A 23958-nucleotide genomic window follows, 5' to 3' on the forward strand; every position below is an offset into this window, starting at 1 on the left:
TTTATTCTCCTTTTCTACAAATTCGCTTCGGATACAATATGCAATATATCACGAAATGAATAAAAAATAAACTGAAATTTCTGTGTTATAAGGTGGGAATTTTAGTAGTTCCAGTTATGTTTACGATACAAGTGAGGAGGTGAAATAAAGCGAGATAAAATTATAAAAATAAATCATAATCATGACGATAAAAAAATAAAGATAAGAGTAATTTGGTTTGTTAAAAATATGTGTAGAAGGAGATACGCGATGAACTGGGTTACTCATAAACCAACATTTGAATTTGATAATTTTAGTCCATTTATTCGTGCGAATACTGCGTGGCTTGGGCATTTGGAGTTCGCATACGATTTAGTAAGATTTGAAAAACCCGAAATATTAGTTGAGCTAGGTACACATCTAGGCGCTTCTTTTTTCAGTTTTTGTCAAGGGGTAAAGGATGGGGGATTAGCTACAAAATGTTTTGCTGTAGATACTTGGACAGGAGACGGGCATACAGGTCCATATGGAGAAGGTGTTTTCCAAATCGTAGATAAAGTGGTAAACATGAGTTATCCAAATATAGGTAATTTAATTCGATATACTTTTGATGAGGCTGTTGATCAATTTCAAGATGGAACGATAAATTTGTTGCATATTGATGGCTATCATACGTATGAAGCAGTTTCTCATGACTATAAAACATGGTTACCGAAACTTGCGAATAACGGTATCGTATTATTTCATGATATTGAGGTGAAAGATCGAAACTTCGGCGTGTATAAATTTTGGGATGAGGTCAAGGCGAAGTACCCTCATTTTCAGTTTGAGCATTCATATGGGCTTGGAGTGTTATTTCCGAAAGGTTGTAGCGAGAAGTTTGTGGAAATACTTAAAAATAAAGAAGAAATACAAAACATGTATAAATAAAAGTGGAGCATGCATCATTTGAATGATGTGTGCTTTTTTTGTGTGGGGAATAATGATACTCCTTAAAACGGTGAGGATAATAGTAAAAAGTTTTATGGTGGCAAATATTAAAAAAGTTACTCTTTGATTGTTAAATATAAAAAATGTAACATTTTTTATATTTTCCATTGCGAAAAGTAGCATCTACTTTTACAATAGAAAAGGTGTCCGTATATTATACTGGAAAAATAAATCGAAATAATATGAAAATTTTGTTTTGTCTTCGCTAATTGTATATTACATACATGTAAGACGACATACGTCATGTTATCGACTTGTAAGGAGAGAAAAAAATGAAAAGTGTAAGATTACCATCGATGCTAGAAATCATAGTTCTTTTATTACTATTTCTTGCTGTTGTCTTTTCCTTCCAAACGATTTTTGATCTCCCAATTCAATTAGCGCTATTTATTTCATGGTTTTTAGTAATTGCGCTTGGATTAAGATTAGGATTTCGTTATCAAGAATTGCAAGATGCAATTACGAAAGGGATTTCTAACGGATTAGAAGCAATACTGATTTTAGTTGCAGTAGGTGCTTTAATTGGAACATGGATTGCTGGTGGCGTAGTACCAACATTAATCTATTATGGATTAGAGTTTATTCACCCTAGCATATTCCTATTAGCAACATTAATTATTTGTTCGATTACTTCTATCGCAACAGGAACATCATGGGGAACAGTAGGAACAGCAGGTATTGCTATGATGGCGATTGGTGAAGGACTTGGCTTACCACTTCCGCTTGTTGCTGGTGCAGTTCTTTCAGGAGCTTATTTCGGCGATAAATTATCACCACTTTCTGATAGTACAGTTCTTGCAGCGTCTATGGCGAAAGTAGATGTTATTGCTCACGTTCGAGCTATGCTCGTATTAGATGTTCCAGCTTATATTATTACTAGCATTATGTTTACTGTTGCTGGTTGGATGTATGGCGGCGATAATGTAGATTTGAATCGAGTAGAGTTTTTAAAAGAAGCTTTATTAAAGGAATTTGATATTAAAATATGGATGCTTGTTCCGGCGGTCGTTGTTATCACACTATTAGCGATGAAGAAACCATCTATGCCAACAATTGCAATGGGAGCTTTAATTGGTGCAATTTGGGCAACTCTTTTCCAAGGAATGAACTTTGGAGAGGCGATTGGAACAGCGTATAATGGATTCTCAATTCAATCTGGTGTTGAATTTGTTGACAAGTTATTAAACCGTGGAGGAATTAATGGTATGCTTGGCTCAGTAGCCGTTATTATTTTCGGTTTAGGATTTGGTGGATTACTTGAAAAACTAGGTGTTTTAAAAGTAATCGTATCAAAATTTGAGAAGAAATTAAATTCTGCAGGTAATGTAACATTGTCTACATTAATCGTAGCATTCTTAGCGAATATATTTGGTTGTGCGATGTACGTATCACTAATTTTAACACCGAAAATTATGGAAGATAGCTATGATAAATTAAAAATAGACCGACGTGTATTAGCACGTAACTCAGAAGTAGGTGGAACGTTAACTTCAGGTATGGTGCCATGGTCGGATAATGGTATTTTTATGGCTGGTATTTTAGGTGTAGCAACGTTCTCATACGTTCCGTTTATGTGGTTAAGCTTCGTATCGTTAATTTTAGCAGTTATTTACGGATATACAGGCAAATTCATTTGGTATGTAGATGACGTTGAAAAAGGAAAGCAAGCATCATAAAAAAATACCTTCTGCGATGGCAGGAGGTATTTTTTTTATATATATAAGTGAGAATTCTTATCATTTGGGTGAAAGTCTGTTAAAATGAGAAATGTAGGTATTTTATTTTCAAGGGGATGAAAAAATGGAGTACAGAATTGAAAGAGATACAATAGGAGAAATAAAAGTTCCAGCTGATAAATTATGGGCAGCACAAACACAACGTAGTAAAGAAAACTTCCCGATTGGAACAGAGCAAATGCCGCTTGAAATTGTAAAAGCATTTGCCATTTTAAAGAAGAGTGCAGCACTTAGTAATCAAAAATTAGGAAAGCTATCAGAAGAAAAAGCAGAAGCAATTGTGGCAGCAGCTGACGAAGTAATTGCAGGGAAATGGAATGAACATTTTCCGCTTGTCGTATGGCAAACAGGTAGTGGTACTCAGTCAAACATGAATGTGAATGAAGTAATTGCAAATCGAGGGAATCAAATTTTGAAAGAGAAGGAATCTGACGTACATATTCATCCGAATGATGATGTGAACATGTCTCAAAGTTCAAATGATACATTCCCAACGGCGCTTCATGTAGCATGTGTAATTGCAGTGGAAAATCACGTATTACCAGCAATTACGAAATTAAAAGAAACGCTAGCAGAAAAAGTAACTGCATTTGAACATATTATAAAAATTGGTCGTACACACTTACAAGATGCAACACCGTTAACATTAGGACAAGAAATTAGCGGATGGCACCGTATGCTTGAAAAAACAGAGCGTATGATTGCTGAGAGCAATACATATATGAAAGAGCTTGCAATTGGTGGTACTGCAGTTGGAACAGGTATTAATGCTCATCCTAAATTTGGTGAGATGGTGTCAGAGGAAATTAGCCAATTTACAGGTAAGCAATTTATTTCTGCACCAAATAAGTTCCACGCATTAACGAGCCATGATGAAGTTGTATATACGCATGGTGCATTAAAAGCATTAGCAGCTGATTTAATGAAGATTGCTAACGATGTGCGCTGGCTGGCAAGTGGTCCACGTAGTGGTCTAGGAGAAATTATTATTCCGGCAAATGAGCCAGGAAGCTCTATTATGCCAGGTAAAGTAAATCCAACGCAAAGTGAAGCGTTAACGATGGTTGTAGCGCAAGTGATGGGAAATGACGCAACAATCGGATTTGCTGCGAGTCAAGGTAATTTTGAGTTAAACGTATTTAAACCTGTTATTGCATATAACTTCTTACAATCCGCTCACTTATTAGCAGATGCAATTGTTTCATTTAATGATAATTGTGCAGTTGGTATTGAAGCAGATGAAGAAGTAATTAAAGAGAATGTGAATCGTTCATTAATGCTTGTTACAGCATTAAACCCGCATATCGGATATGAAAATGCAGCGAAAATTGCGAAGCATGCTCATAAAGAAGGGTTAACGTTAAAAGAAGCAGCACTGCAATCTGGACTACTAACAGAAGAACAATTTAATGAAATTGTCGATCCGAAAAAAATGATTGCTCCGAAAGAGTAATAAAAAAAAGCCAAGGTTCTTTGTTTAGAATCTTGGCTTTTTTGATATTTATTTTATGTCCTTCCATTTGTACTATTACAAGTGCCAACATATATTATTTGTTAGCAGTCATATTCAATACTTTCATATGCGGACAGTTTTCTTTTAAGACTGAAAGGAACTTTTCTTCTTCTTGGGGTATAAAAACAGTTACTGAGTCAAATAAATTGTAATGGATTTCTAATTGCTGTCTAGTCCATTTCTTTGAATGAAGTTTTTTACCAGCGTATTTAACGTGACGAATGTCTTCAAATGGAATTTCAGTATGAAATATGAAACCATGTTTTACAATAAGAGATGAAGCAGTTATATGGTAGTGAGAAAAATAGAAGGAAGAAAGATTTACGACATTTAGCAGCATCATGAGAGTGAAAAAAATAGAATTTTCATTTTGGAAGAATAGCGAAATGAAAAAAATCATGATAAATAATGAAATGAAAATGACGTGAAATGGATTTTTTTTCGCTTTAAATTTCAAGTTGGTCACCTCGGTATACATGTACTTTAACTAAATTAAATCATAACATCGTAATAAAACGCGTGAATATGCAGAATTGCATATTCACGCGTTTTATTATTCATGTAAAATTTCTTGATGGGATAAATTTAAATGAAGTTTTGTATAGTGGAGTGGCATGAAGTGACTTACAAGAATAGAAAGTTAGCACTAGTCATAATTAGTTGTATGATGATTATGGGTAGTTGTGCTAATACATTTGTTGAAGATAGAAACCGAAAGCATACATTTGTACAAGCAAGTAAGGTTTTAGTAGAGACTGTAAATAGAATATATAAAAAGCAAAAGGTGTTTTCTTATACGGAAACACCTTTTTTGTAGTTAAAATTGAATGCTGAAGTTTTGGAATGGGTGAATACCGGTTCCGTGTTGAACGAGGTTGTTATTATTTAAATATTGAATAGCATATTTCACTTCTTTCAATATAACAGGTGAAAGGCCGAGGGTATGATGTGAACCAAAAATTTGTTTAATAGGAAAGAGGTTTGTAATTTTATTTAGAGACTGAACTAAATCTACAGGGTTTGTCGTTGGATAAAATGCAAAAATCGTGCCTTCATACAGTAAATCTCCTGTGAATAAAAAAGCAGATTCATAATCATACAGGCAAATATGTCCTGGTGAGTGACCTGGCGTATGTATAATTTGAATCTTCCTATTTCCGATATCAATCATATCTCCATCTTGTAGTAATTTTGTTGGTGTTCCTTGAAAGGGTTTGAATGTTTCAGGTTGAAATGTTTTAGGTGTAGGTAAAGTAATATCACGGGCGATGTCGTGCCTAATTTGAGTAATAGGAAGTCCTTTTATGCCATTAATGAGCCAATCCGCCTCTAAAGCATGTACATAGATTTCTTCAAATTGTGCGTGACTACCGATATGATCCCAATGGACATGTGTTGTGACAACAATAATGGGTAAGTTTGTTAGTTGGTCAGTTATACGCTTCAGATTATCGATACCTAGTCCAGTATCGATAAGGAGTGCGGTAGTATCTCCCACAAGTAAGAAGGAATGCACTTTTTCCCAATGTCCATATTCACTAATCGCATATGTATTTCGAGCGATTTGTTTAACCGTAAACCAAGGGTCGGGCAGAATGGTCATGTTTTGTTTCACATCCTATCGTAATTCATTTATTAAATACATTCGCTTTTCTTTATTTTAAATCCTTTTTTAGTTTGTTTAATAGATTTTTTTATAAAAGTTTATAAAATGGGTAAACGGAACGTTGGAATGTTTATTTGTGTTATGTTAAGATGATGAAGTGATAATAAACGTTATTATGATTTGTTTGGCTTTAAAATAAACGTTTTGAAGGAGTGTTTAGTATGAGTGATATTTCAGAGAAGTTTTGGGATGCTTCGGTAGAAGAATTGAAGAAAGGGTATGTGTTTGAAGCGGAAGCAGAGGAATATATTTGTTTAGCGTGTGGAGAATTGTTTATTAAGGGCGTAATTTATCAAGATAATCAAGTTTTGTATGAAGCAGAGAAGTTTGTACAATTGCATGTGCAAAATGAACATACGTCTATGTTTGATTATTTATTAAACCTTGATAAGAAGTATACTGGTTTAACTGATTTGCAAAAGAAAATGGTTCAGTTTTTCCATATGGGGCTAAATGATAAAGAGATTGTAAAAGAGATGGATGGTGGAAGTACATCAACCATTCGTAATCATCGATTTACACTTCGAGAGAAAATGAAGCAAGCGAAAGTGTTTTTAGCGTTAATGGAATTATCAGAAGAAAAATCAAAAGTACAAACGAAATTTGTACCGATTCATAGAACAGCAACGATGGTAGATGATCGTTACAATATTACAGAGGAAGAAAATGAGGAAGTATTAAAAGCACACTTTACAGAAGGATTAGATGGGCCGCTTTCTAAATTTCCGAAAAAGCAAAAGCGTAAATTAATTATATTACGCCATTTAGTGACGAAGTTTGATAGTAATAAAAAGTACACTGAAAAAGAAGTAAATACTGTCATAGAAAGTGTATACCCGGATTTTGTAACTTTAAGAAGATATTTAATCGAATATGGTTTTTTAGATAGAACAGCAGATGGAAGCCAATATTGGGTAAAGTTATAATAATACGGAAAAGAAAATGAATAGAGACACATTATTATAACAACTATACAAAGAAATAGAAGTTGAAAAACAGATTTTTAATAAAAGGAGAAATGAAATTTGAAACCACCTACAGATAATAATAAAGAAGGTGCGGAGTCACATAAGTTAGAAAGTGAGAGTAAACCGATTTGGAAATCGATGTCCATGTTTTTAGTACCGTTACTATTAAGTAATGTATTACAATCGATTGGACAATTATTCGGTATGGTAGTAGTAGGAAGATGGCTTGGCGTTAATGATTTAGCGGCTATATCAGCATTCTTTCCACTATTTTTCTTACTCGTTTCATTTGTAATTGGTATTGGTTCAGGGAGTTCTATTTTAATTGGTCAGGCGTTTGGTGCTAATAACGAAGATCGTTTAAAAGCTATCGTTGGTACGACACTGACATTTACCTTTATTATTGGAGTTATGTTGGCGATAATAGGTAGTATTTTTGCGATGGATATTATGCGCCTAATGGGAACGCCAGAAAATATTATTGATATAAGTGTTCATTATGCACGTATTTTATTTATATCGATGCCAGTATTATTTTTATATTTTGCATACACAACATTTATGAGAGGTACAGGAGATTCTAAAACGCCATTTTACTTTTTAATTGTAAGTACAGCGCTAAATATGATCTTATTACCAATTCTTATTTTCGGATGGTTAGGAGCTCCGAAATTAGATGTGTATGGAGCAGCCTATGCTTCTGTTATATCTACAGTGATTACGTTTATTGTCATGCTAGTGTATTTAAAGAAGAAAAATCACCCACTACAATTAGATAGTACGGTAAGGAAATATCTTCGCATGGATGGGGAGTTATTAAAGCTATTGCTACGACTCGGTATTCCAGCGAGTATTAATATGATATTAGTTTCATTATCTGAAATTGCGGTCATCGCGTTTGTAAATCGCTACGGTTCAGATGCAACAGCAGCTTATGGCGTTGTGAACCAAGTTGCAAGTTATGTACAAATGCCAGCTGTTAGCCTTGGTATAACAGTTTCTATTTTTGCAGCGCAATCAATTGGTGCGAATCGATTTGATCGATTGCAAAAAGTTGTGAAGGCCGGAATTATTATGAACTACGTCATAGGTGGTGTGCTAATATCCCTTATTTACTTGTTCTCAAGAGATATTCTATCGCTATTTTTAACGAGTCAAACTACAATTGAAATTGCTCATAGCCTAGTTATGATTACGTTATGGAGTTATTTAATTTTTGGGCATGCGCAAATTATTAGTGCGACAATGCGAGCGAGTGGTACAGTATTATGGCCAACTGTTATCGGAGTTGTATCAATTTGGCTTGTTGAAGTACCTGTAGCGTATTACCTTTCTTACCATACAAGTCTTGGCATAGAAGGGATATGGATTGGGTACCCAGCAGCATTTATTGTCAGCTTAATATTACAGTATGCATATTATAAGCTTTCATGGCAGAAGAAACGAATTACACGACTAGTGAGTTAAATCATGCGAATGTCCCTAAGTTATTATACTTAGGGACATTTTTTGTAAAGGTATCTTTATAAATAGCTTTTTAAAGTAATATCAAAATGTTGTCTAATGAGTTTGTTATCACTCATATAAAACTCCCACGCTTTTTCAGGTTCACCGATAATTTCAAAAGATTCTTCTGTAATATATAGAGCGCAATTATCCTCTAGTGCAATTCCTTCTATATTACCTTGATGATTTTGTAAAAAGGAATGGAAGGCGTTCATTCTATTTAATTGATTATAATGTGGACAAAATCTTTTGTTCACAATCCCCCAACCGTTACACTCTATATAACCAGAACCTTCATAATCTGATCGGATACTAGATGTGAACCAACACATAGCACCGGCGCTACACCCTGCAATGAGCGTTCCTTGCTGCAGAGCCAATAGTAATTTTTCATCGAGTTTATGTTCTTTCCATTGTGTAAGCATGTGAATATAGTTCCCGCCGCCAAGATAAATTAAATCGGCTGATTGAATCATTTCGTCTATTTCATATTTAGAAGGTGTATCAGCTATAGTACGTAAAATTTGTACTTCGCAGTGTAATTGTTTTTCGAATGTGTCTACAAATAATTTTATATAGCTTTCATCATCATGACTAGCTGTAGGAATGAATAATACTTTTGGATACTGTTTATTTGTTAATTCTATAAGTCGTTCATTAATAGGCAGGTGATTTGAATCTTGTAAGTCACCACCGCCAATGACAGCTAATTTCATAGTAAAGCACCACCTAATCATTTTTGTTATATAAAAATTCGATAGAAGAGAGTTACATTCCTTCTGTGATGTAATGAATAAGTAGAAAATATAGTTTAAGTATATCGAAATAGTAAAAAGACATTGGCTACATAGAGAAATGAATTAAAAATAATTTATTGGCATATAACGATTTTTTCTATTGTTTCAAAATATGGAAAAAATATGTTTAAATAGATATAACGAAGCATTAATTCATATTGAATTAGTATTTATACTTTAAAAAAGAATCGGAAATAATAGGAATTTTACAAGTGAGTTTTTACTTTTAATGGGAAGTTGTATTACAATATGGTAAAATTATTTCAATATATTTATTTAATATAAAAATACAAAGAGGGAGCGTGAAAAAAGTGGATTTTCGATTTGAATTTACAGCAAAGGTGAAAGAATACCTAGATGATGAGAAGGATGAAAAAATAATAAAAGATGGACATAGAGATATCATTTTTCAGTATTTATACCCATTAGAGAGTGAAATTGGCATTTATAAAAATCCTAACTTTACTTTTTTGGCATCAGGAAGACGCTCGCATATCGTATTAGAAAATATTGAATTTAAAACAGAGGTAAATGTAAAAAGTAACATCATTGAAATTACAAAAATAGTGGATAATGTCGTTATTCCGTTAGATACTATCGTAGCGAAAGATCGGGAATTATTTGCACTTGGGCGTAATGAGAAGTTTAGTGTACAAATATTAGAACAGTATCTGTTTGAAACATTTGGAGAGAAGCTAGGCTTATAATGAATGGAATGGTGTACGTATTTATAGGTAGTGAATTTTAATGTATCTCATTCGCGTTTGACCTTTCATTTAATTTGTACTACAATTCGTAGTGTGAAAGGAGCTATACGATGTTTACTCAAAACTATAAGTTAAATGAGCAAGGATTAAATCATTTCTTTGGACCGCTTGAAGCGAAAATTATGGAGATTGTTTGGTCTAACGAAGGTATTACGATTAAAGAAGTGCAGCAGAAATTAAGTGAAGAATCACCTGTGAATTTCAACACTGTTATGACAGTTATGAACAGGTTAGTAGAGAAATTACACTTAGAAAAACAGACTGTGAAAAGAAGTGGCATATATCGTGCTGTGCAAACAAAAGAAGAATTCTTATCCAATCAAACGAAGAAAATGACACAGGAATTGATGGGGGAGTTTGGAGATTTAGTTGTAAATCATATGCTAGATGAGTTAGAGCAGGCTGATCCGACTTTAATAAAAAAGTTAGAAGACAAATTGAGTCAGTTAAAAAAAGAGGATTAATGAAATGAAATGGCAAATGCGTAAAATCGTATTGTTAGCAGTGATTGTTAGTATCCTCTTTTTCAGTATGTTAGTGTATTACGTTACATATCCATTTCTGTTTCAAAATAAGGCGTTCTTTCTTTCGAATTTTTGTTTGTTTCAGTTAGAACAGCATATGAAGGAATTATCGCTCATTCGTATTATAATTGCTGGATTACTATTACTTACAGTACTCATAGTTTGCAAAAGAATTTGGCGACAATTTTTCTATAGCAAAAAATTACATAAAGTACTTATCCCTTTCATTCGAAAAGGAAAACAAATATATATATTGCCGACCACGGAAGTTGCGGCATTTACAATTGGGTTATTTCGTCCGAAAGTTGTCATGTCAGAAGGGATGCTTCAAACATTTTCAGATGAAGAAATGGATGCGATTATTTTCCATGAAGAATATCATCAAAATAATCGAGATCCGTTAAAATTATTTTGTTTTACGTTATTAGCAGAAGGAATGATGTACATCCCGATATTAAAAGGGCTATTGCAGCGCTATCATGTGTATCAGGAGTTAGCTGCAGACGAGTATGCGATGCGAAAAATGAAATCTAAATTCCAGTTAGGCAGCGCATTATTAAAATTAATTAAAATAAAGACAATGGATAATCGATGTGTTACAGCTTCATTTGCAAAAACAGCAATAAATTTACGAATCGAGCAAGTGTTAAATGAAAAAGTTGTTAAGCTCAATATTCCGTTACATACGAATTCGGTATATATAACATTAGGTTTATTCTGTGTGTCGGTTGTACTTATTGTCGGAGAGTGCATATAGCCTCTTTTTTTAAGAATTAACACTACTCATTGTAGTGCTTTAGGGGGAATAAAATGAATGCAGCAGATTTAACAATTTGGCTTGTAGCTGGGGCAGGGTTATTGTCATTTATATCACCATGTTCTTTACCGCTATATCCATCTTATTTATCATATATTACCGGTGTGTCTATTCAAGACTTAAAAGAAAATCGTGGAATGATGCAAAAATCAGCGATTATACATACCGTATTTTTTATGATCGGATTTTCGGTTATATTTTACGCGTTAGGTTTATCGGTAAGCTGGATTGGACTAACATTTTCATCTAACCAAAAATTGATTCAACAAATTGGTGGGATTTTTATTGTTGTGATGGGACTGTTTATGACAGGCTTATTTCAACCGAAGTGGCTTATGGCAGAGAAAAAGGTGCAGTATAGAAGTAAATCGACTGGATATATTCGCTCGATTTTAGTCGGTATGACATATGCAGCGGGTTGGACGCCATGTGTTGGACCGATATTTTCAGCTGTACTCATGCTTGGTGCGACGAATCCTGAAGGGGCACTTCTTTATATTACAGCGTATACTCTTGGGTTTGCAGTTCCATTTTTCGTGATGGCATTCTTTATTGGGAAGGTAAAATGGATTGTTACATATGCCAATGTCATGATGAAAATTGGCGGTGGAATGATGATTGTAACAGGGGTTTTATTGTATACAAATCAAATGACGAAAATTACCGCATTCTTTATTCGTCTATTCGGTGGATTTACAGGCTTTTAAAAATGAGGAGGAAGAAAAGTGAAGAAACTAATTGCTATTATACTGGCCGGGGCATTAATTTGGGCCGGAGTTAACTTTTATAATACAAAGAAAGAAGAAAAAGAAAGAAAAGCAAAACAAGCGGAGTTACAAGAAACAGAAGTATTACCACAAGTAGGATTTAAAGCACCAAACATAACATTAAAAGGATTAGACGGAAAGCTGCATTCGTTAAATGATGCAAAAGGAAAACCGTACCTTATTAATTTTTGGGCATCATGGTGTGGCCCATGTGAAATGGAGGCACCTGACTTAGTTCGTATGTATGATAAATATAAAAAGGATGTTGAAATTTTTGCGGTAAATGCGACAATTGGAGATCCAGTACAAGAAGCGAGTGCATTTGCAGATCGTCACGGATTTAAGTTTCCTGTTTTACTAGATATGGACGGAGTAGCTGGATTAGATTATAAAGTATTTTCGTTACCAACGACATTTTTTGTTAATAAAGATGGAATTATCGTAGAGCAAGTACGAGGCGTATTACCTCCAGATCAATTAGAAGAGAAATTTAAGAAATTAATTGAGAGTTAAAGAGAGGATTTCATAGTGATGGAGTGGATCGTGAAGTTACAACCCGTATCTCTTATAATTGGAAGTTTATTTGGATTTATGTTGATGAAACGAAAGATGAAGAACGAAAGTGTACCATATGAAAAAACGATGGATGCAGTAACAAATGCTTTTCTTATTGTCGTATTTGTATGGAAATTTGCACCGGCAATATTAAATCCAGTATGGGCTATTAGGTCGCCATTGCAAGCGTTATTAGCTGTAGGTAGTATGCAACACATTGTAGTAGGATGCATAATTGCGAGTCTATACATTGTTTGGAGAAGTAAAAAGGAGCAATTCTCGCTTCGTATTTTACTTGATACATTGCCTTATGGACTATGTATGAGTATTATTTTTTATTTTCTATTCAACCACAAAATAGGTGTACAAACGACATTGCCTTGGGGTGTGAAAATATATGAATCTAAATTTTTATATCACCCTATTTTCGCATACGAGATCATCCTCGCCCTTTGTATAATCGGCTTGTTATGGATGAAAAATGAAAGACTTGGAAATGGAAAGAACATAAGTGTTTTTCTAATAGTTGAGGGATTTGCTCATATTATTATTTCGCTTATTAGTGAACAAAATTCGGTTTTATTTGGTTTATCAGCACAGCAAATAATGAGCTTCTTTTTTATTAGTTTAGGGATTTTGTTCGTGCCGAAAAAATAAAAAGATAGCCACGTATGGAGTGTGTCCATGCGTGGCTATCTTTTTATTTTGCATTAAAAAATCGGCGGAGTAACAGAAAATAAAACAATGGCATTTTTCTCGAATTGATTTACCCATTTATGTTTTAAATAAGCAGGTATTTTTACGCTATCACCCGTTTCTAACATGTATTCTTCTTCATTTAAATGTAATGTAATTTTCCCGTCTAATACGTATGCTAACTCTTCACCTTTATGTTCTAGTACATTTTCTGATGAAGCTGTATTCGGTGGAACAGTCATAATTGCTGTTGCTAAATTTCCTGTGAAATCAGGTGAAAGCAATTCATATGATAAATTATCGATAATCATTTTTTTTCGTTTATGAGAACGTACAATTAAATCGTCTGTATTTGTATCTTCCAGTAAAAAGCTAAATGTTGGAACATCAAGAGCTTTAGCGAGTACTTTTAATGTTTGAATAGAAGGGTTAGCAGACCCACGCTCAATTTGACTTAACATAGATGGTGTTATACCTGCCATCGTTGCTAGTTCTTTACTCGTTAAACCTTTTTCTTTTCTTTGTTTTTCAATCTTTTTACCAATATCTATATTTTCCATAATGAAAATCTCCTTACTAATTATTAAATTATATTTAAATAAATTAAATTAAAATTAACTAAAGTGAATAATTTATGTTAAACTATATTAAAATTAATTTAATTATAATTTATTGAATCGTAAGCTACAAGGTTATGAGGAGGAAGAGAAATGAAGGAAATAGAGAAATTAAAAGAGCAATATCCACTAATAAATAAATTAATCGCAACAGAAGAAGTGTTTTGGATGAATCCGAACATGGAAAAGTATGAAATGGCAATAATAGATTCGCCACTGAATGAAGAGAATGTAAAAGATGCGGAAGAGAGATTAAAGCGTTTTGCACCATATATTGCGAAAGTTTTTCCAGAAACGAAAGAAACAGGCGGTATTATAGAATCACCTTTAGTGAAGATACCTTCTATGAAAAGGTCTTTAGAGAAAAATTACGGGCAACCTATATTAGGAGAATTGCTATTAAAGTGTGATAGTCAGCTTCCAATATCAGGATCAATTAAAGCTAGGGGCGGGATTTATGAAGTGCTGAAACATGCTGAACAATTAGCTTTGCAGCATGGGATGTTAACAGAAGAAGATAATTATTCCATTTTAGACAGTGATACTTGTAGAGAGTTTTTTGCAAAATACTCAATTGCGGTAGGTTCTACAGGTAATTTAGGGCTAAGCATTGGGATTATGAGTGCGAAACTAGGTTTTAACGTAACTGTTCATATGTCAGCGGACGCAAAAGAATGGAAAAAAAATTTATTAAGAAGTAAAGGTGTAAACGTTATTGAATATGAAGCTGATTATAGTAAAGCAGTAGAAGAGGGGCGTCAGCAAGCAGATGCAGATCCTAGCTGTTATTTTGTAGATGATGAAAACTCACATGATTTATTTTTAGGATACGCAGTAGCAGCATCACGTTTACAAAAGCAATTAGAAGAGTTAGAGATTGTAGTAGATGAAGAGCACCCTTTATTCGTTTACCTTCCGTGCGGAGTAGGGGGCGGACCTGGCGGAGTCGCATTTGGTTTAAAGTTATTGTATAAAGACAACGTACACTGTTTCTTTGCGGAGCCTACGCACTCTCCATGTATGTTACTCGGTTTAATGACAGGACTTCATGATAAAATTGCCGTTCAAGATATAGGGATTGATAATGTAACAGACGCGGACGGACTAGCGGTAGGAAGACCGTCTGGATTTGTCGGTAAAACGATGGAGCCATTTTTGAGTGGAAATTACACAGTAAGTGATGAAGAGTTATATAGATTGTTAAAAGAACTAGCTGATACGGAAAATATTTATTTAGAGCCCTCTGCGCTAGCGGGAATGATAGGTCCAGTGAAAGTATGTACAGAAGATGAGTATTTACAAAAGCAACAGTTAATGGCGAAGGTGAAGAAAGGTATTCATATTGTGTGGGGAACTGGCGGTAGTATGGTTCCGGAAGATGTAATGAATGGCTATTATAAAACAGGTGAGGCATTAATGTTAAAACAAAAATGAGGCTAGTTGTAGCCTCATTTTTTATTTATATAACAAATGTATTATTATAAATTCTTTGTTATTTTCGCATTAGTTCATTATAGTATAGATATAAAGAACGAATATGAAATAAACATAACAAAATAGCTTTATTTTACATAATAAGAGGATGTGTATACGATGTCATTACAGACTAAATATATAGCGGGTATTTCGCTTGGGGTTATGGGAGTAGGCTTTGCTGCTTCTATCCCTTTTCAAGGAACGGTAGCAGGGGAGATTATTCAAGGGGGATTTGAAGCTGGATTAGTTGGTGGACTTGCGGATTGGTTCGCAGTTACAGCTTTATTCCGTCATCCGATGGGAATTCCAATTCCTCATACAGCGTTATTACCTAAAAATCGAAAACGAGTAACGAAAGGGCTCATTCATACGTTAGAAAATGAATGGCTGACGAAAGAAAGTATTACGAATAAAGTAAAAGACATGCAGCTAGCACAAATGGTGTTGCAAATTGCTGAGAGAGAAATGCAGTCTGACGCTGTGAAAAAGGGGATTGTAACGATTGCTGAGAAAGCGATTGTTTCAATAGATACAGAAAAATTAGCTGTTATTATTGAAAAAGAATTAAAAATGTATTTGCATACAATTAATACAAGTAACATTTTACAGGTGCTTGTTGATCAATTAGTTGTGCAAGAATATGATGAAAAGACACTGGATTACATATTAGTAAAAGTGAAAGATTGGACAGCGCAAGATGAAGCACGTTACCAGCTCGGAAGCTTAGGTATGAAGGCGATGGAAAACATAAAAGTAGATGGATTCTTACAGTTTACTTTGAAATCGTTTATGAATATTGTAGATGAAGATAAAATTGGCGGCATTTTGCAGAAGTTTATTATTAGTAATATTAACAGCTTACAAGATGCAGATAATAGCACAAGACAACTTATATTAGCGAAAATTCGCCAAGAAATTATAAATGTAAAAGAAAATGAAGCGTTACTACAAGAATTAGAAAAATGGAAAGAAAAATGGATTGCCAATTGGAATGCTACTGACAAAATTAAAGAGATGCTGGATCAAGTGCAACAAAGGGCAATTACTTTTGTGAAAAATGAAGAATTTACGGATAAATATGTTATTCCATTTTTACAAACACAAATGAATAAAATAAAAGAAGACGAACAGACTGTTCAAAAAATAGAAGGTTGGTTACAAAAACAAGTTGTGACACTTGTTGAAAAGAATCATTCGAAAATCGGAAAACTTGTACAAGAAAATCTTGATAAGTTAGATGATAAAACGTTAATTGAAATGATTGAAAATAATGTAGGTAAAGATTTACAGTGGATCCGAGTAAACGGGGCTGTTTGCGGATTTATGATTGGATTAGTGTTAGAAGGAATTAAAGCAATTATATGAGAAAAACCTTCCACAATTGTGGAAGGTTTTTTATTTTTCAATAATACTCATGTTTATATTATAAGCTCTTTCAATATTTAACTTGTAAGTCCCATTTCCTGTTTTAATCGAACTTTTATACCAATGTTCTTGCTCGTTGAATTCTGGATTTTCTTCTGAAGTATTATCTTCTTTTTTCGTTACATCTTCTACTTGTTCCCAAGGTGTGTTTCCATGTGTGTTTTTTTGATTTGTTACTGCTGTTAAAGACACATCACTCTCTTTTTCAAGATGGACAGACACTCTTGAGCTTTCTTGTACAAACCAATTGTTTTGTAATTGACCTGGATAAAGGGATAGTTCGTTATTTGAAGCACGAACTTCTACATTTTTATTTTGCGGAAGTACAAGTGTCCGTGTCACTTGTGGTGTTGAGTTAAAGAATTTATGTTGAACGGGTAATGATTTTAATGTTACATACATCGTTTCCCCAGCTGTTTGAACGGAAAGGAAATCTTCTTGTTTTAAATTGAGTTTTTCATTAGCTTTTGTTGTCATTTCATATGTTCCAAGAAGGTGAATTTGATTTGTATTATTTCCCTCTATTGTTAGAGGATGATGGCCTGCATCCACTACGATTTTTTTGATAGATTCAGGTATATCAAGTTGTCCGTCTGGAATATTACTCGTTTGCCTAGTTGTGTTAATAGAATGACGAACTTCTTCTAGCAATCCAGTTGATAATAAACAGTAAAAAGCAATTCCAACGCTTCCTAAAACGCCGATAAAGAAAATACTAAAAATATCATATTTAATAAAGGATTGTTCCTTCTTAGAAAATAGAAGGTATAGTAAAATTTCCACGCCAAGTATAATAAGTAAAACAGGCCACCATGCTGTTAAGGAATCTAATACCTCAGTACCTTTTACAACTGAAAATAGTAAGAAACAACCTAATGTAATAATGGAAAGCCCCATTGAGAATGTTCCAACGCGCCATGTTCTCATTCGTTTGTACCACCTTTGTTTTCTTTGTTTCCAAGTAACAATTTAAAGCCGCCACCAATTAAAAGGAGAGCAACGATAGATGTTTGGAAATAGCGATAATATAGTTCGCTAAGATGAATGTTAAATATAGTTGCAAAATAGTCATTCAAAATAGGAAGGACTGTTTGATCTAATAAATAGTAACCACCGAGTGTAATTAACCCAATACCGATCCATCTTTGATGATTGATAAAATAATCTATGATAGGTTCGTCATTAACACGTTCTTTTCCGTATTTTGCAGTTTGCTGTAACGCATCAAAAAAGCTATAGAACCAAATGATTGGTACTAAAAATAAAAACGCAGAAAGTCTTAATAAGTCGAGCAAATAAATAGATAGTAAAAAGGCTGCCATAAGCTGAAGACCACGGCGCTGTAAGCCTAAATACATATGTCCTGCCCCGGGGAACATCGCTAAAATGGAAGCGAATGTTTTATTTTTCTTTCCTTGTTCACGGTGCTCTTCAAATTCTTCGAAAATAGTACGGTCATTTAGTTGCTCGCCGCGTTCTTTTTTCTGGAGTTGCTGAACAACATCGAAGAAATTGTAAATCCATAAAACAGGTAATGTTATAAGGAAGATAAGGAAACTTTCTTGTGATGTTAAAAGTGCAACGAAAATAATCATACTTCCGATCCCTGTGCAAGCTACTAAAAATGTAAGCCCACGTTGCATAAGCCCTAATTGGAAATGACCAAGTCCAGGGATGATGGATAGGAGAATGATATAAAATCGTTCGCTCTCTTTAGAGGAATTTATCAATTCTCCAGCTTCTTGTTTTTTCGTTTGATTTATAATGGTGATAACTAAATCTAGTAAGTTAATTATCCATAGAACAGCTAGTAAAAATAGAGGGAGAAAGACAATGGTGCGCTCTCCTAATTCTACTACGCAAAAAACTGCAAAAGAAAATAGTAATACAGCCCCTCCGCTATATAAAATAAACCGTCCAAACTTCTTTAAATATAAATGTCCAAGCCCAGGAATGAGTCCTAATACAAGTGCTAAAAAAGGGTTTTTATTCATGCTTTGAACCTCCGTCCTTTTTTGATGTGTCTACCGATTTGTTTACAATTTGTTGCGAGATAGAAGACTCGTTATGTTTTGAAGATTTCTCGAAATTTGATGTCGCTGTGAAAATATATTGGAATAAACCACTTACCATAAAAATAATTGTAGCCGCGGTTGCAATTATGTAGTGAATAATCGTGCGCTTTAGTGAGTTTGTTTTTATATTTTCATTAGGTTGTAGCGTTTCAAAATTAATTTGCGTCATAACTTCGTTCGTAAATGAATCATCATTTATCATTGGAAGGTTTTCATGTTGTTCATCGATACTTTCCATATAAAGTGCTAAACAATGATCACATTCATAAAGGTGTTCTTCCATAGATTCACGTTCATTGCTTACTATAAAATCTAAAGTATAATTGCGCCAATCCTCTTTTGAATAATGCATCATAGAAACTCTTCCTCCTTCCAATGTTTTTTAATCCATTTTCTTGCCCGGTACAGTTTCATTTCGACTGTTTTCACTTCGATGTTTTCCTGTAAAGCAATTTCTTGATAGCTTTTTTCTTCTAAGTAATGTGCGAGAACGACGTCACGGTAATTTCCGGGAAGTTCTCTCAGTTTTTGAGCAATGAGTAATTTTTGCTCTTTCGTCAATAATAAAGCCTCAACATTATGAGAGGATTTTATATTTTCCTCAGTTTCTTTACATAAGGGGAGTTCTTCGTTTTCTCTAGCTTTCTTCCTTTTATAATCAATAGCGTGATTGGTGGCAATACGAGCCATCCACGTTTTTAATCCGCGAAATTGATAATTAGGGAGAGAGGCGTGAATTTTTACGAATACTTCTTGTGTAACATCTTTTGTATCTTCTTCATGTCTTAAAATAGAAAAGATAACTTGAAAAATATAATGACGATATGTTTGCACAAGGATACGAAAAGCGTGTTCGCTTCCTTGCTGTGCTTTTTCAATTAATTGTTTTTCCTCAATGGGTCTCTCCCTCCTTTTTGACGCATTCTATTATATAGACGTAAGAAATGATCGGTCACCCTACACATGTTGTAAAAAAAGAATAATATATTTTTAGGAAGGAAGCTATACGAAAAAAGGTGTGAAAAAATGGTAAAGAGAAGTATATAATGAGCAAGTAGGAAATGTTACGTGAAGAAAGGATGTGAATATTAGTAGGGGAAGGTCCATACTAACAAACATGAAAATTAAAATATTAATAGCAGATGATAATTCTTTTATTAGAGAAGGCATGAAAATTATTCTAAATACATACGAAGAGTTTGAAGTATTAGATACTGTAAATGATGGAAAAGAGGCTGTAGCGTATTGTAAAAAGCATGAAGTAGATATTGCACTTTTAGATGTTCGTATGCCAAACATGAACGGGGTAGAGGCGACGAAAATAATTTGTGAAGAGACAAAAACGAAGCCCCTCATTTTAACGACATTTGATGATGATGAATATATTTTGGACGCAGTGAAAAACGGAGCGAAAGGTTATTTGTTAAAAAATAATGATCCGGAGCGTATTCGTGATGCAATAAAAGGAGTGTATAACGGTCAAACTGTTATGCAAGATGTCGTTCTTGATAAAATTAAGTCTAATTTAATGGAAAGTAAAGAGGAAGAATGTAAAATAGATAAGAGTCTTTTTACTGAAAGAGAGCTTAGTATTATCGCATTAATTGCGAAAGGGTTCTCAAATAAAGAAATTTCAAAGCAGCTTTTCATATCAGAAGGAACGATTGCTAATTATATTACATCAGTTTTAGGGAAAACTGGACTTGAACATCGTACACAAATTGCGATTTATTATTTAACAGGGAAAGTAGATTAAAGATATGGAATTTTGGTTAATTGTAAGTAAATTAATTGTCTTTATATATATTGTGTTTAGCTACATTTATTTAAATGTCGCGAACTTACCATGGATTATACTTACTTTGCTTTTATATCTTTCTGTAAATGTGCTGATCTCTATATTTAAAAAAGATACGTACAAAAACATATTATCTAGTGTTTCAATGGGCATAGTTATGTTATTTACATGGAAGGTTCATCCATTTTTTATTTTATTTTTACCATTGAACTTATATGAAATTACATTTCATTATATAGAGAAGAAATGGCAGCTCTTTATCATTATGATGATTCCTATTATCTTTACAGAAGAAAGTATTCGAATGACATATGGATTAATTGTTGCATTTTCTTTTATCGTATTAACTATGGCAGATCGTTATATCGCTCGTGTATTAAAGCTGGAATCACAAAATGATAAGATGCGCAAAGATATGCAGCGGCTGACGAAAAGCTTAAATGAAAATAAAGAGTACATAAAGCAATCGGAGTACACATTTAAGTTAGAAGAGAGAAATCGGTTGTCACAAGAAATCCATGATAAAATTGGTCACTCGATGACAGGGGCGCTAATTCAAATGGAAGCAGCAAAGAGATTAATGGGGATAGATAAAGAAAAATCTGCCGAGTTATTACAAAATGCAATTCATATATCGAAAGATGGAATTGAAAGTATTCGGGTTACATTAAAAAATATGAAGCCGCCAACTGAGCAAATTGGTATTCATCGTATGAAATTATTCATAGAGGAATTTGCCGGTAAACATGATATAAATATTCCTTTCGTATATAAAGGGAATTTAGATATGATTTCTCCAATTCAGTGGAAGATTATCGGTGAAAATGTTACGGAGGCACTAACGAACGCGATGAAATATGCTGATGCGACAGTCATTTCAATCGATATTCATGTACTTAACAAGATGGTGAAAGTACAAGTGAAGGATAACGGAAAAGGTGCAGCTCTCGTTAAGAAAGGTCTCGGGATTATGGGAATGGAGGAGCGAACAGCATCAGTAAACGGAAAAATTATTGTAGACGGAAGAAGTGGTTTTTCAGTAACGATGCTGTTGCCGATATAAGAAATTGTGATGAGGATGAATCATCTCATATGAAAAAAGTGAATATTCTCATGTGAAAAGAGTGAACTTCTGCACTGAGCAGGTTCATTTTTTTTGTTTATACTAAAAGCAGAGAAATCGAAATAGGGGTGAAATGATGAATACATTAGAAATAAAAAATTTAACGAAAAAATTTGGTGATTTCATCGCGGTAGATAATATGTCTTTATCTATTAAAGAAGGAGAAATATTTGGCTTTTTAGGGTCAAATGGTGCTGGTAAGAGTACAACGATAAATATGATTGCCGGGTTGTTAAGAAGTAATGAAGGCGAAATTAGCATATTAGGAAAAAATATAAAGAAACATAATCGGTTTGCGAAGATGAATATCGGTATCGTTCCACAAGATATTGCGATTTATGAAGAGTTAACTGCCTATGAAAATGTGAAATTCTTTGCTGGACTGTATGGGTTAAGAGGAGCTGAGCTAAAAGCGAGAGTAGAGGAAGCACTTCAATTTGTAGGGCTTAGTGATAAGCATAAAAGTTACCCGAAAAACTTTTCTGGCGGGATGAAACGAAGACTGAATATTGCTTGTGCGATTGCTCATAGACCGAAGTTAATTATTATGGATGAGCCGACAGTTGGAATTGATCCGCAGTCAAGAAACTATATCCTTCAGTCTGTTCGGAAATTAAATGAAATGGGGAGTACTATTATTTACACGAGCCACTACATGGAAGAAGTAGAAGAGATTTGTACGAAAATAGCAATTGTAGATCACGGTAAAGTGATTGCAGAAGGAACGAAAGAACAGTTAAAAGCGATTATTACCGATACGAAAGACATTTGGATTGAAGTAAAATCAGTAGAAAATTTAGATGTAGAAAAGTTAAAAGAGATAAACGGTGTGAAAGCTGTTCAAATTGAAGAGAACGTAATCAAGGTAAACTCGGATGCAGGAGTAAATAATTTAAATAAAATTATTCAGCATTTCATTAATCATGACATTGAAATTCGTTCGTTAGAGGAGCAGGCCCCGAACTTAGAAACAGTATTCCTTACGTTGACTGGAAGAAACTTACGAGATAAATAAAAGGTAAATGAAGAAAAGGTAAAGGGAGGTTCATCAATTGAACATCTTCAATATTGCAGTTATGCATATTAAAAGAGATTTCAGAGACGTAAGAACTTTAGTTTTTATGTTAGCATTTCCGATTGTACTTATGCTTGTGTTAGGAACAGCATTAACGAATGCATTTGATAGCGATAGTCAAGCGATTAAAGATATACAAGTGCTCTACAAAGATGAAGCGAGTAGCACGTTTTCTCAATCGTTCGAAGCATTTACGAAAGAAGTCGATAAATCGGGTATTCATTTTAAAAAACCTTCCGGCAGTATAGATGGGAAAGAAGAAGTGAAGCAAAATAAATATGCTGCTTATGTAGAATTAAATAAAGATGGTGCAAAATTTTACGGAAGTGACAAAAGTAGTATTGAGGGAAGTATTGTGGAAGGCATGCTTACAACATTTATTGATAAGTACAATGTAGCGGTCGAAGTTGCAAAAGTAGATCCTAGTAAGGTGAGCACAGTTATTTCAAACGGAAATCATAATGATTATATAAAAGAAACATCTTTACAAGTTGCGCAAAAACCAGGTTCTATGGATTATTATGCGGTTGTAATGACAACGATGATTGCACTATATGCTGGGATGGGGGCGAGTTCTTTAATTCGTGGAGAACGAATACGTAAAACAGGAGATCGACTCATTGCTGCACCTATAAGTAAGGCTGAAATATTCATTGGAAAAGTACTTGGTAGCCTAGTAGCAAATGCCCTTTGCGTATTACTTGTCATGTTATTTAGTAAATTTGTCTTTCAAGCGAATTGGGGCGATCATATTGGAATCATATTTATTATTTTATTAACACAAGTCTTTCTAGCAATTAGCTTCGGTTTAGGGATCGGATATATTACGAAAACAGCTGAATCATCGAGAGCAATTATTCTTGTAGTTGTGCAATTAGCTTCTATTTTTGGTGGTGCATATTTCGTAGTAGAAGAAAATTTTGTTACGAATTTATCACCATTAACGTGGGCAAACACAGCTGTCATGAAAATTGTTTATGCAAATGATGTAGGAGCAGCACTGCCGGTAATATGTTTAAACCTTGGCATTTCAGCACTCTTTTTATTAATTGCAATTATTGCATTACGTAGACGGGAGGGGCTATAGT

At 33.9% G+C, this 23958-nt stretch carries 26 protein-coding genes; 18 read left to right on the plus strand and 8 right to left on the minus strand.

Features of this window, described 5'->3' with window-relative positions:
• Positions 1 to 249: 249 nt before the first annotated feature.
• From QCI41_RS27235 to fumC, 3 genes are all read left to right on the plus strand, one after another.
• The gene (locus QCI41_RS27235) at positions 250 to 909 is read left to right on the plus strand and encodes a class I SAM-dependent methyltransferase (RefSeq protein ID WP_353836209.1); all 660 of its coding nucleotides are present in this window, start codon (positions 250 to 252) and stop codon (positions 907 to 909) included.
• Positions 910 to 1241: 332 nt separating this feature from the next.
• Entirely contained in the window at positions 1242 to 2645 is a 1404-nt protein-coding gene (nhaC, locus tag QCI41_RS27240) for a Na+/H+ antiporter NhaC (RefSeq protein ID WP_353836208.1), read from the plus strand.
• 124 nt (positions 2646 to 2769) lie between these two features.
• A complete protein-coding gene (fumC, locus tag QCI41_RS27245; RefSeq protein WP_046959025.1) occupies positions 2770 to 4158 on the plus strand; it encodes a class II fumarate hydratase in 1389 nt (462 codons plus the stop codon).
• A gap of 94 nt (positions 4159 to 4252) precedes the next feature.
• On the opposite strand, the gene QCI41_RS27250 is transcribed toward fumC, so the two are convergent.
• Positions 4253 to 4675 carry a PH domain-containing protein gene (locus QCI41_RS27250; protein WP_353836207.1) on the minus strand — a complete coding sequence of 141 codons (423 nt, stop codon included), beginning with the start codon at positions 4673 to 4675 and terminating at the stop codon, positions 4253 to 4255.
• A gap of 132 nt (positions 4676 to 4807) precedes the next feature.
• Here QCI41_RS27250 and QCI41_RS27255 point away from each other — a divergent pair, with 132 nt between their 5' ends.
• Entirely contained in the window at positions 4808 to 5035 is a 228-nt protein-coding gene (locus QCI41_RS27255) for a hypothetical protein (protein ID WP_353836206.1), read from the plus strand.
• On the opposite strand, the gene QCI41_RS27260 is transcribed toward QCI41_RS27255, so the two are convergent.
• Positions 5036 to 5821 carry an MBL fold metallo-hydrolase gene (locus QCI41_RS27260; protein WP_353836205.1) on the minus strand — a complete coding sequence of 262 codons (786 nt, stop codon included), beginning with the start codon at positions 5819 to 5821 and terminating at the stop codon, positions 5036 to 5038.
• Positions 5822 to 6045: 224 nt separating this feature from the next.
• Between QCI41_RS27260 and QCI41_RS27265 the strand changes: the two genes are divergently transcribed.
• Together QCI41_RS27265 and QCI41_RS27270 are read left to right on the plus strand one after the other, a co-directional pair.
• Complete coding sequence (locus QCI41_RS27265; protein ID WP_353836204.1) at positions 6046 to 6810, plus strand: DUF2087 domain-containing protein; 765 nt, start codon at positions 6046 to 6048, stop codon at positions 6808 to 6810.
• Between the two features lie 99 nt (positions 6811 to 6909).
• A complete protein-coding gene (locus tag QCI41_RS27270) occupies positions 6910 to 8319 on the plus strand; it encodes an MATE family efflux transporter (protein ID WP_353836203.1) in 1410 nt (469 codons plus the stop codon).
• Positions 8320 to 8375: 56 nt separating this feature from the next.
• Here the strand turns inward: QCI41_RS27270 and QCI41_RS27275 are convergent, their stop codons facing one another.
• Positions 8376 to 9074: a peptidase E gene (locus QCI41_RS27275; RefSeq protein WP_353836202.1), complete on the minus strand. Its 699-nt coding sequence runs from the start codon at positions 9072 to 9074 to the stop codon at positions 8376 to 8378.
• A 392-nt stretch (positions 9075 to 9466) separates the two neighbouring features.
• Between QCI41_RS27275 and QCI41_RS27280 the strand changes: the two genes are divergently transcribed.
• From QCI41_RS27280 to QCI41_RS27305, 6 genes are all read left to right on the plus strand, one after another.
• Positions 9467 to 9862, plus strand: a complete 396-nt coding sequence (locus QCI41_RS27280; protein ID WP_353836201.1) for a DUF3942 family protein — start codon at positions 9467 to 9469, stop codon at positions 9860 to 9862.
• Between the two features lie 110 nt (positions 9863 to 9972).
• Positions 9973 to 10386 carry a BlaI/MecI/CopY family transcriptional regulator gene (locus QCI41_RS27285; protein WP_283885116.1) on the plus strand — a complete coding sequence of 138 codons (414 nt, stop codon included), beginning with the start codon at positions 9973 to 9975 and terminating at the stop codon, positions 10384 to 10386.
• A 4-nt stretch (positions 10387 to 10390) separates the two neighbouring features.
• Positions 10391 to 11203, plus strand: a complete 813-nt coding sequence (locus QCI41_RS27290; protein WP_353836200.1) for a M56 family metallopeptidase — start codon at positions 10391 to 10393, stop codon at positions 11201 to 11203.
• A gap of 53 nt (positions 11204 to 11256) precedes the next feature.
• Positions 11257 to 11970, plus strand: a complete 714-nt coding sequence (ccdA, locus tag QCI41_RS27295) for a cytochrome c-type biogenesis protein CcdA (RefSeq protein WP_353836199.1) — start codon at positions 11257 to 11259, stop codon at positions 11968 to 11970.
• Between the two features lie 18 nt (positions 11971 to 11988).
• Entirely contained in the window at positions 11989 to 12543 is a 555-nt protein-coding gene (locus QCI41_RS27300) for a TlpA family protein disulfide reductase (RefSeq protein ID WP_000733168.1), read from the plus strand.
• Positions 12544 to 12561: 18 nt separating this feature from the next.
• Positions 12562 to 13242 (plus strand): prolipoprotein diacylglyceryl transferase family protein, encoded by a 681-nt coding sequence (locus QCI41_RS27305; protein WP_353838793.1) that lies wholly within the window; start codon positions 12562 to 12564, stop codon positions 13240 to 13242.
• Positions 13243 to 13295: 53 nt separating this feature from the next.
• Here QCI41_RS27305 and QCI41_RS27310 read toward each other — a convergent pair whose 3' ends face one another.
• Complete coding sequence (locus QCI41_RS27310) at positions 13296 to 13841, minus strand: helix-turn-helix domain-containing protein (RefSeq protein WP_353836198.1); 546 nt, start codon at positions 13839 to 13841, stop codon at positions 13296 to 13298.
• A 150-nt stretch (positions 13842 to 13991) separates the two neighbouring features.
• Here QCI41_RS27310 and QCI41_RS27315 point away from each other — a divergent pair, with 150 nt between their 5' ends.
• Positions 13992 to 15332, plus strand: coding sequence for a D-serine ammonia-lyase (locus QCI41_RS27315; protein WP_353836197.1), 1341 nt, complete (start codon positions 13992 to 13994; stop codon positions 15330 to 15332).
• Between the two features lie 159 nt (positions 15333 to 15491).
• Positions 15492 to 16739, plus strand: coding sequence for a DUF445 domain-containing protein (locus QCI41_RS27320; RefSeq protein WP_353836196.1), 1248 nt, complete (start codon positions 15492 to 15494; stop codon positions 16737 to 16739).
• 30 nt (positions 16740 to 16769) lie between these two features.
• On the opposite strand, the gene exsE is transcribed toward QCI41_RS27320, so the two are convergent.
• From exsE to QCI41_RS27340, 4 genes are read right to left on the minus strand one after another with little or no spacing between them, the layout of a single operon-like run.
• Complete coding sequence (exsE, locus tag QCI41_RS27325; protein WP_353836195.1) at positions 16770 to 17726, minus strand: exosporium protein ExsE; 957 nt, start codon at positions 17724 to 17726, stop codon at positions 16770 to 16772.
• Positions 17723 to 18793 carry a hypothetical protein gene (locus QCI41_RS27330; RefSeq protein WP_353836194.1) on the minus strand — a complete coding sequence of 357 codons (1071 nt, stop codon included), beginning with the start codon at positions 18791 to 18793 and terminating at the stop codon, positions 17723 to 17725. Before QCI41_RS27330 ends, exsE begins: the two co-directional genes overlap by 4 nt.
• Complete coding sequence (locus tag QCI41_RS27335) at positions 18786 to 19229, minus strand: hypothetical protein (protein WP_353836193.1); 444 nt, start codon at positions 19227 to 19229, stop codon at positions 18786 to 18788. Before QCI41_RS27335 ends, QCI41_RS27330 begins: the two co-directional genes overlap by 8 nt.
• Entirely contained in the window at positions 19226 to 19708 is a 483-nt protein-coding gene (locus QCI41_RS27340) for an RNA polymerase sigma factor (RefSeq protein ID WP_353836192.1), read from the minus strand. The genes QCI41_RS27335 and QCI41_RS27340 overlap by 4 nt, the downstream gene beginning before the upstream one ends.
• A 283-nt stretch (positions 19709 to 19991) precedes the next feature.
• Between QCI41_RS27340 and QCI41_RS27345 the strand changes: the two genes are divergently transcribed.
• The 4 genes from QCI41_RS27345 to QCI41_RS27360 all read left to right on the plus strand — a co-directional run bounded on the left by QCI41_RS27345 (position 19992) and on the right by QCI41_RS27360 (position 23957).
• Positions 19992 to 20630, plus strand: a complete 639-nt coding sequence (locus tag QCI41_RS27345; protein ID WP_046959036.1) for a response regulator transcription factor — start codon at positions 19992 to 19994, stop codon at positions 20628 to 20630.
• A 4-nt stretch (positions 20631 to 20634) separates the two neighbouring features.
• A complete protein-coding gene (locus QCI41_RS27350) occupies positions 20635 to 21735 on the plus strand; it encodes a sensor histidine kinase (protein ID WP_353836191.1) in 1101 nt (366 codons plus the stop codon).
• Positions 21736 to 21871: 136 nt separating this feature from the next.
• A complete protein-coding gene (locus tag QCI41_RS27355) occupies positions 21872 to 22810 on the plus strand; it encodes an ABC transporter ATP-binding protein (RefSeq protein ID WP_064449823.1) in 939 nt (312 codons plus the stop codon).
• A gap of 37 nt (positions 22811 to 22847) precedes the next feature.
• Positions 22848 to 23957, plus strand: coding sequence for an ABC transporter permease (locus QCI41_RS27360; protein WP_353836190.1), 1110 nt, complete (start codon positions 22848 to 22850; stop codon positions 23955 to 23957).
• Position 23958: the final 1 nt, after the last annotated feature.

The sequence above is a fragment of the Bacillus cereus group sp. MG4 genome (assembly GCF_040460055.1).
GTDB classification, from domain to species: Bacteria; Bacillota; Bacilli; order Bacillales; family Bacillaceae_G; genus Bacillus_A; species Bacillus_A wiedmannii.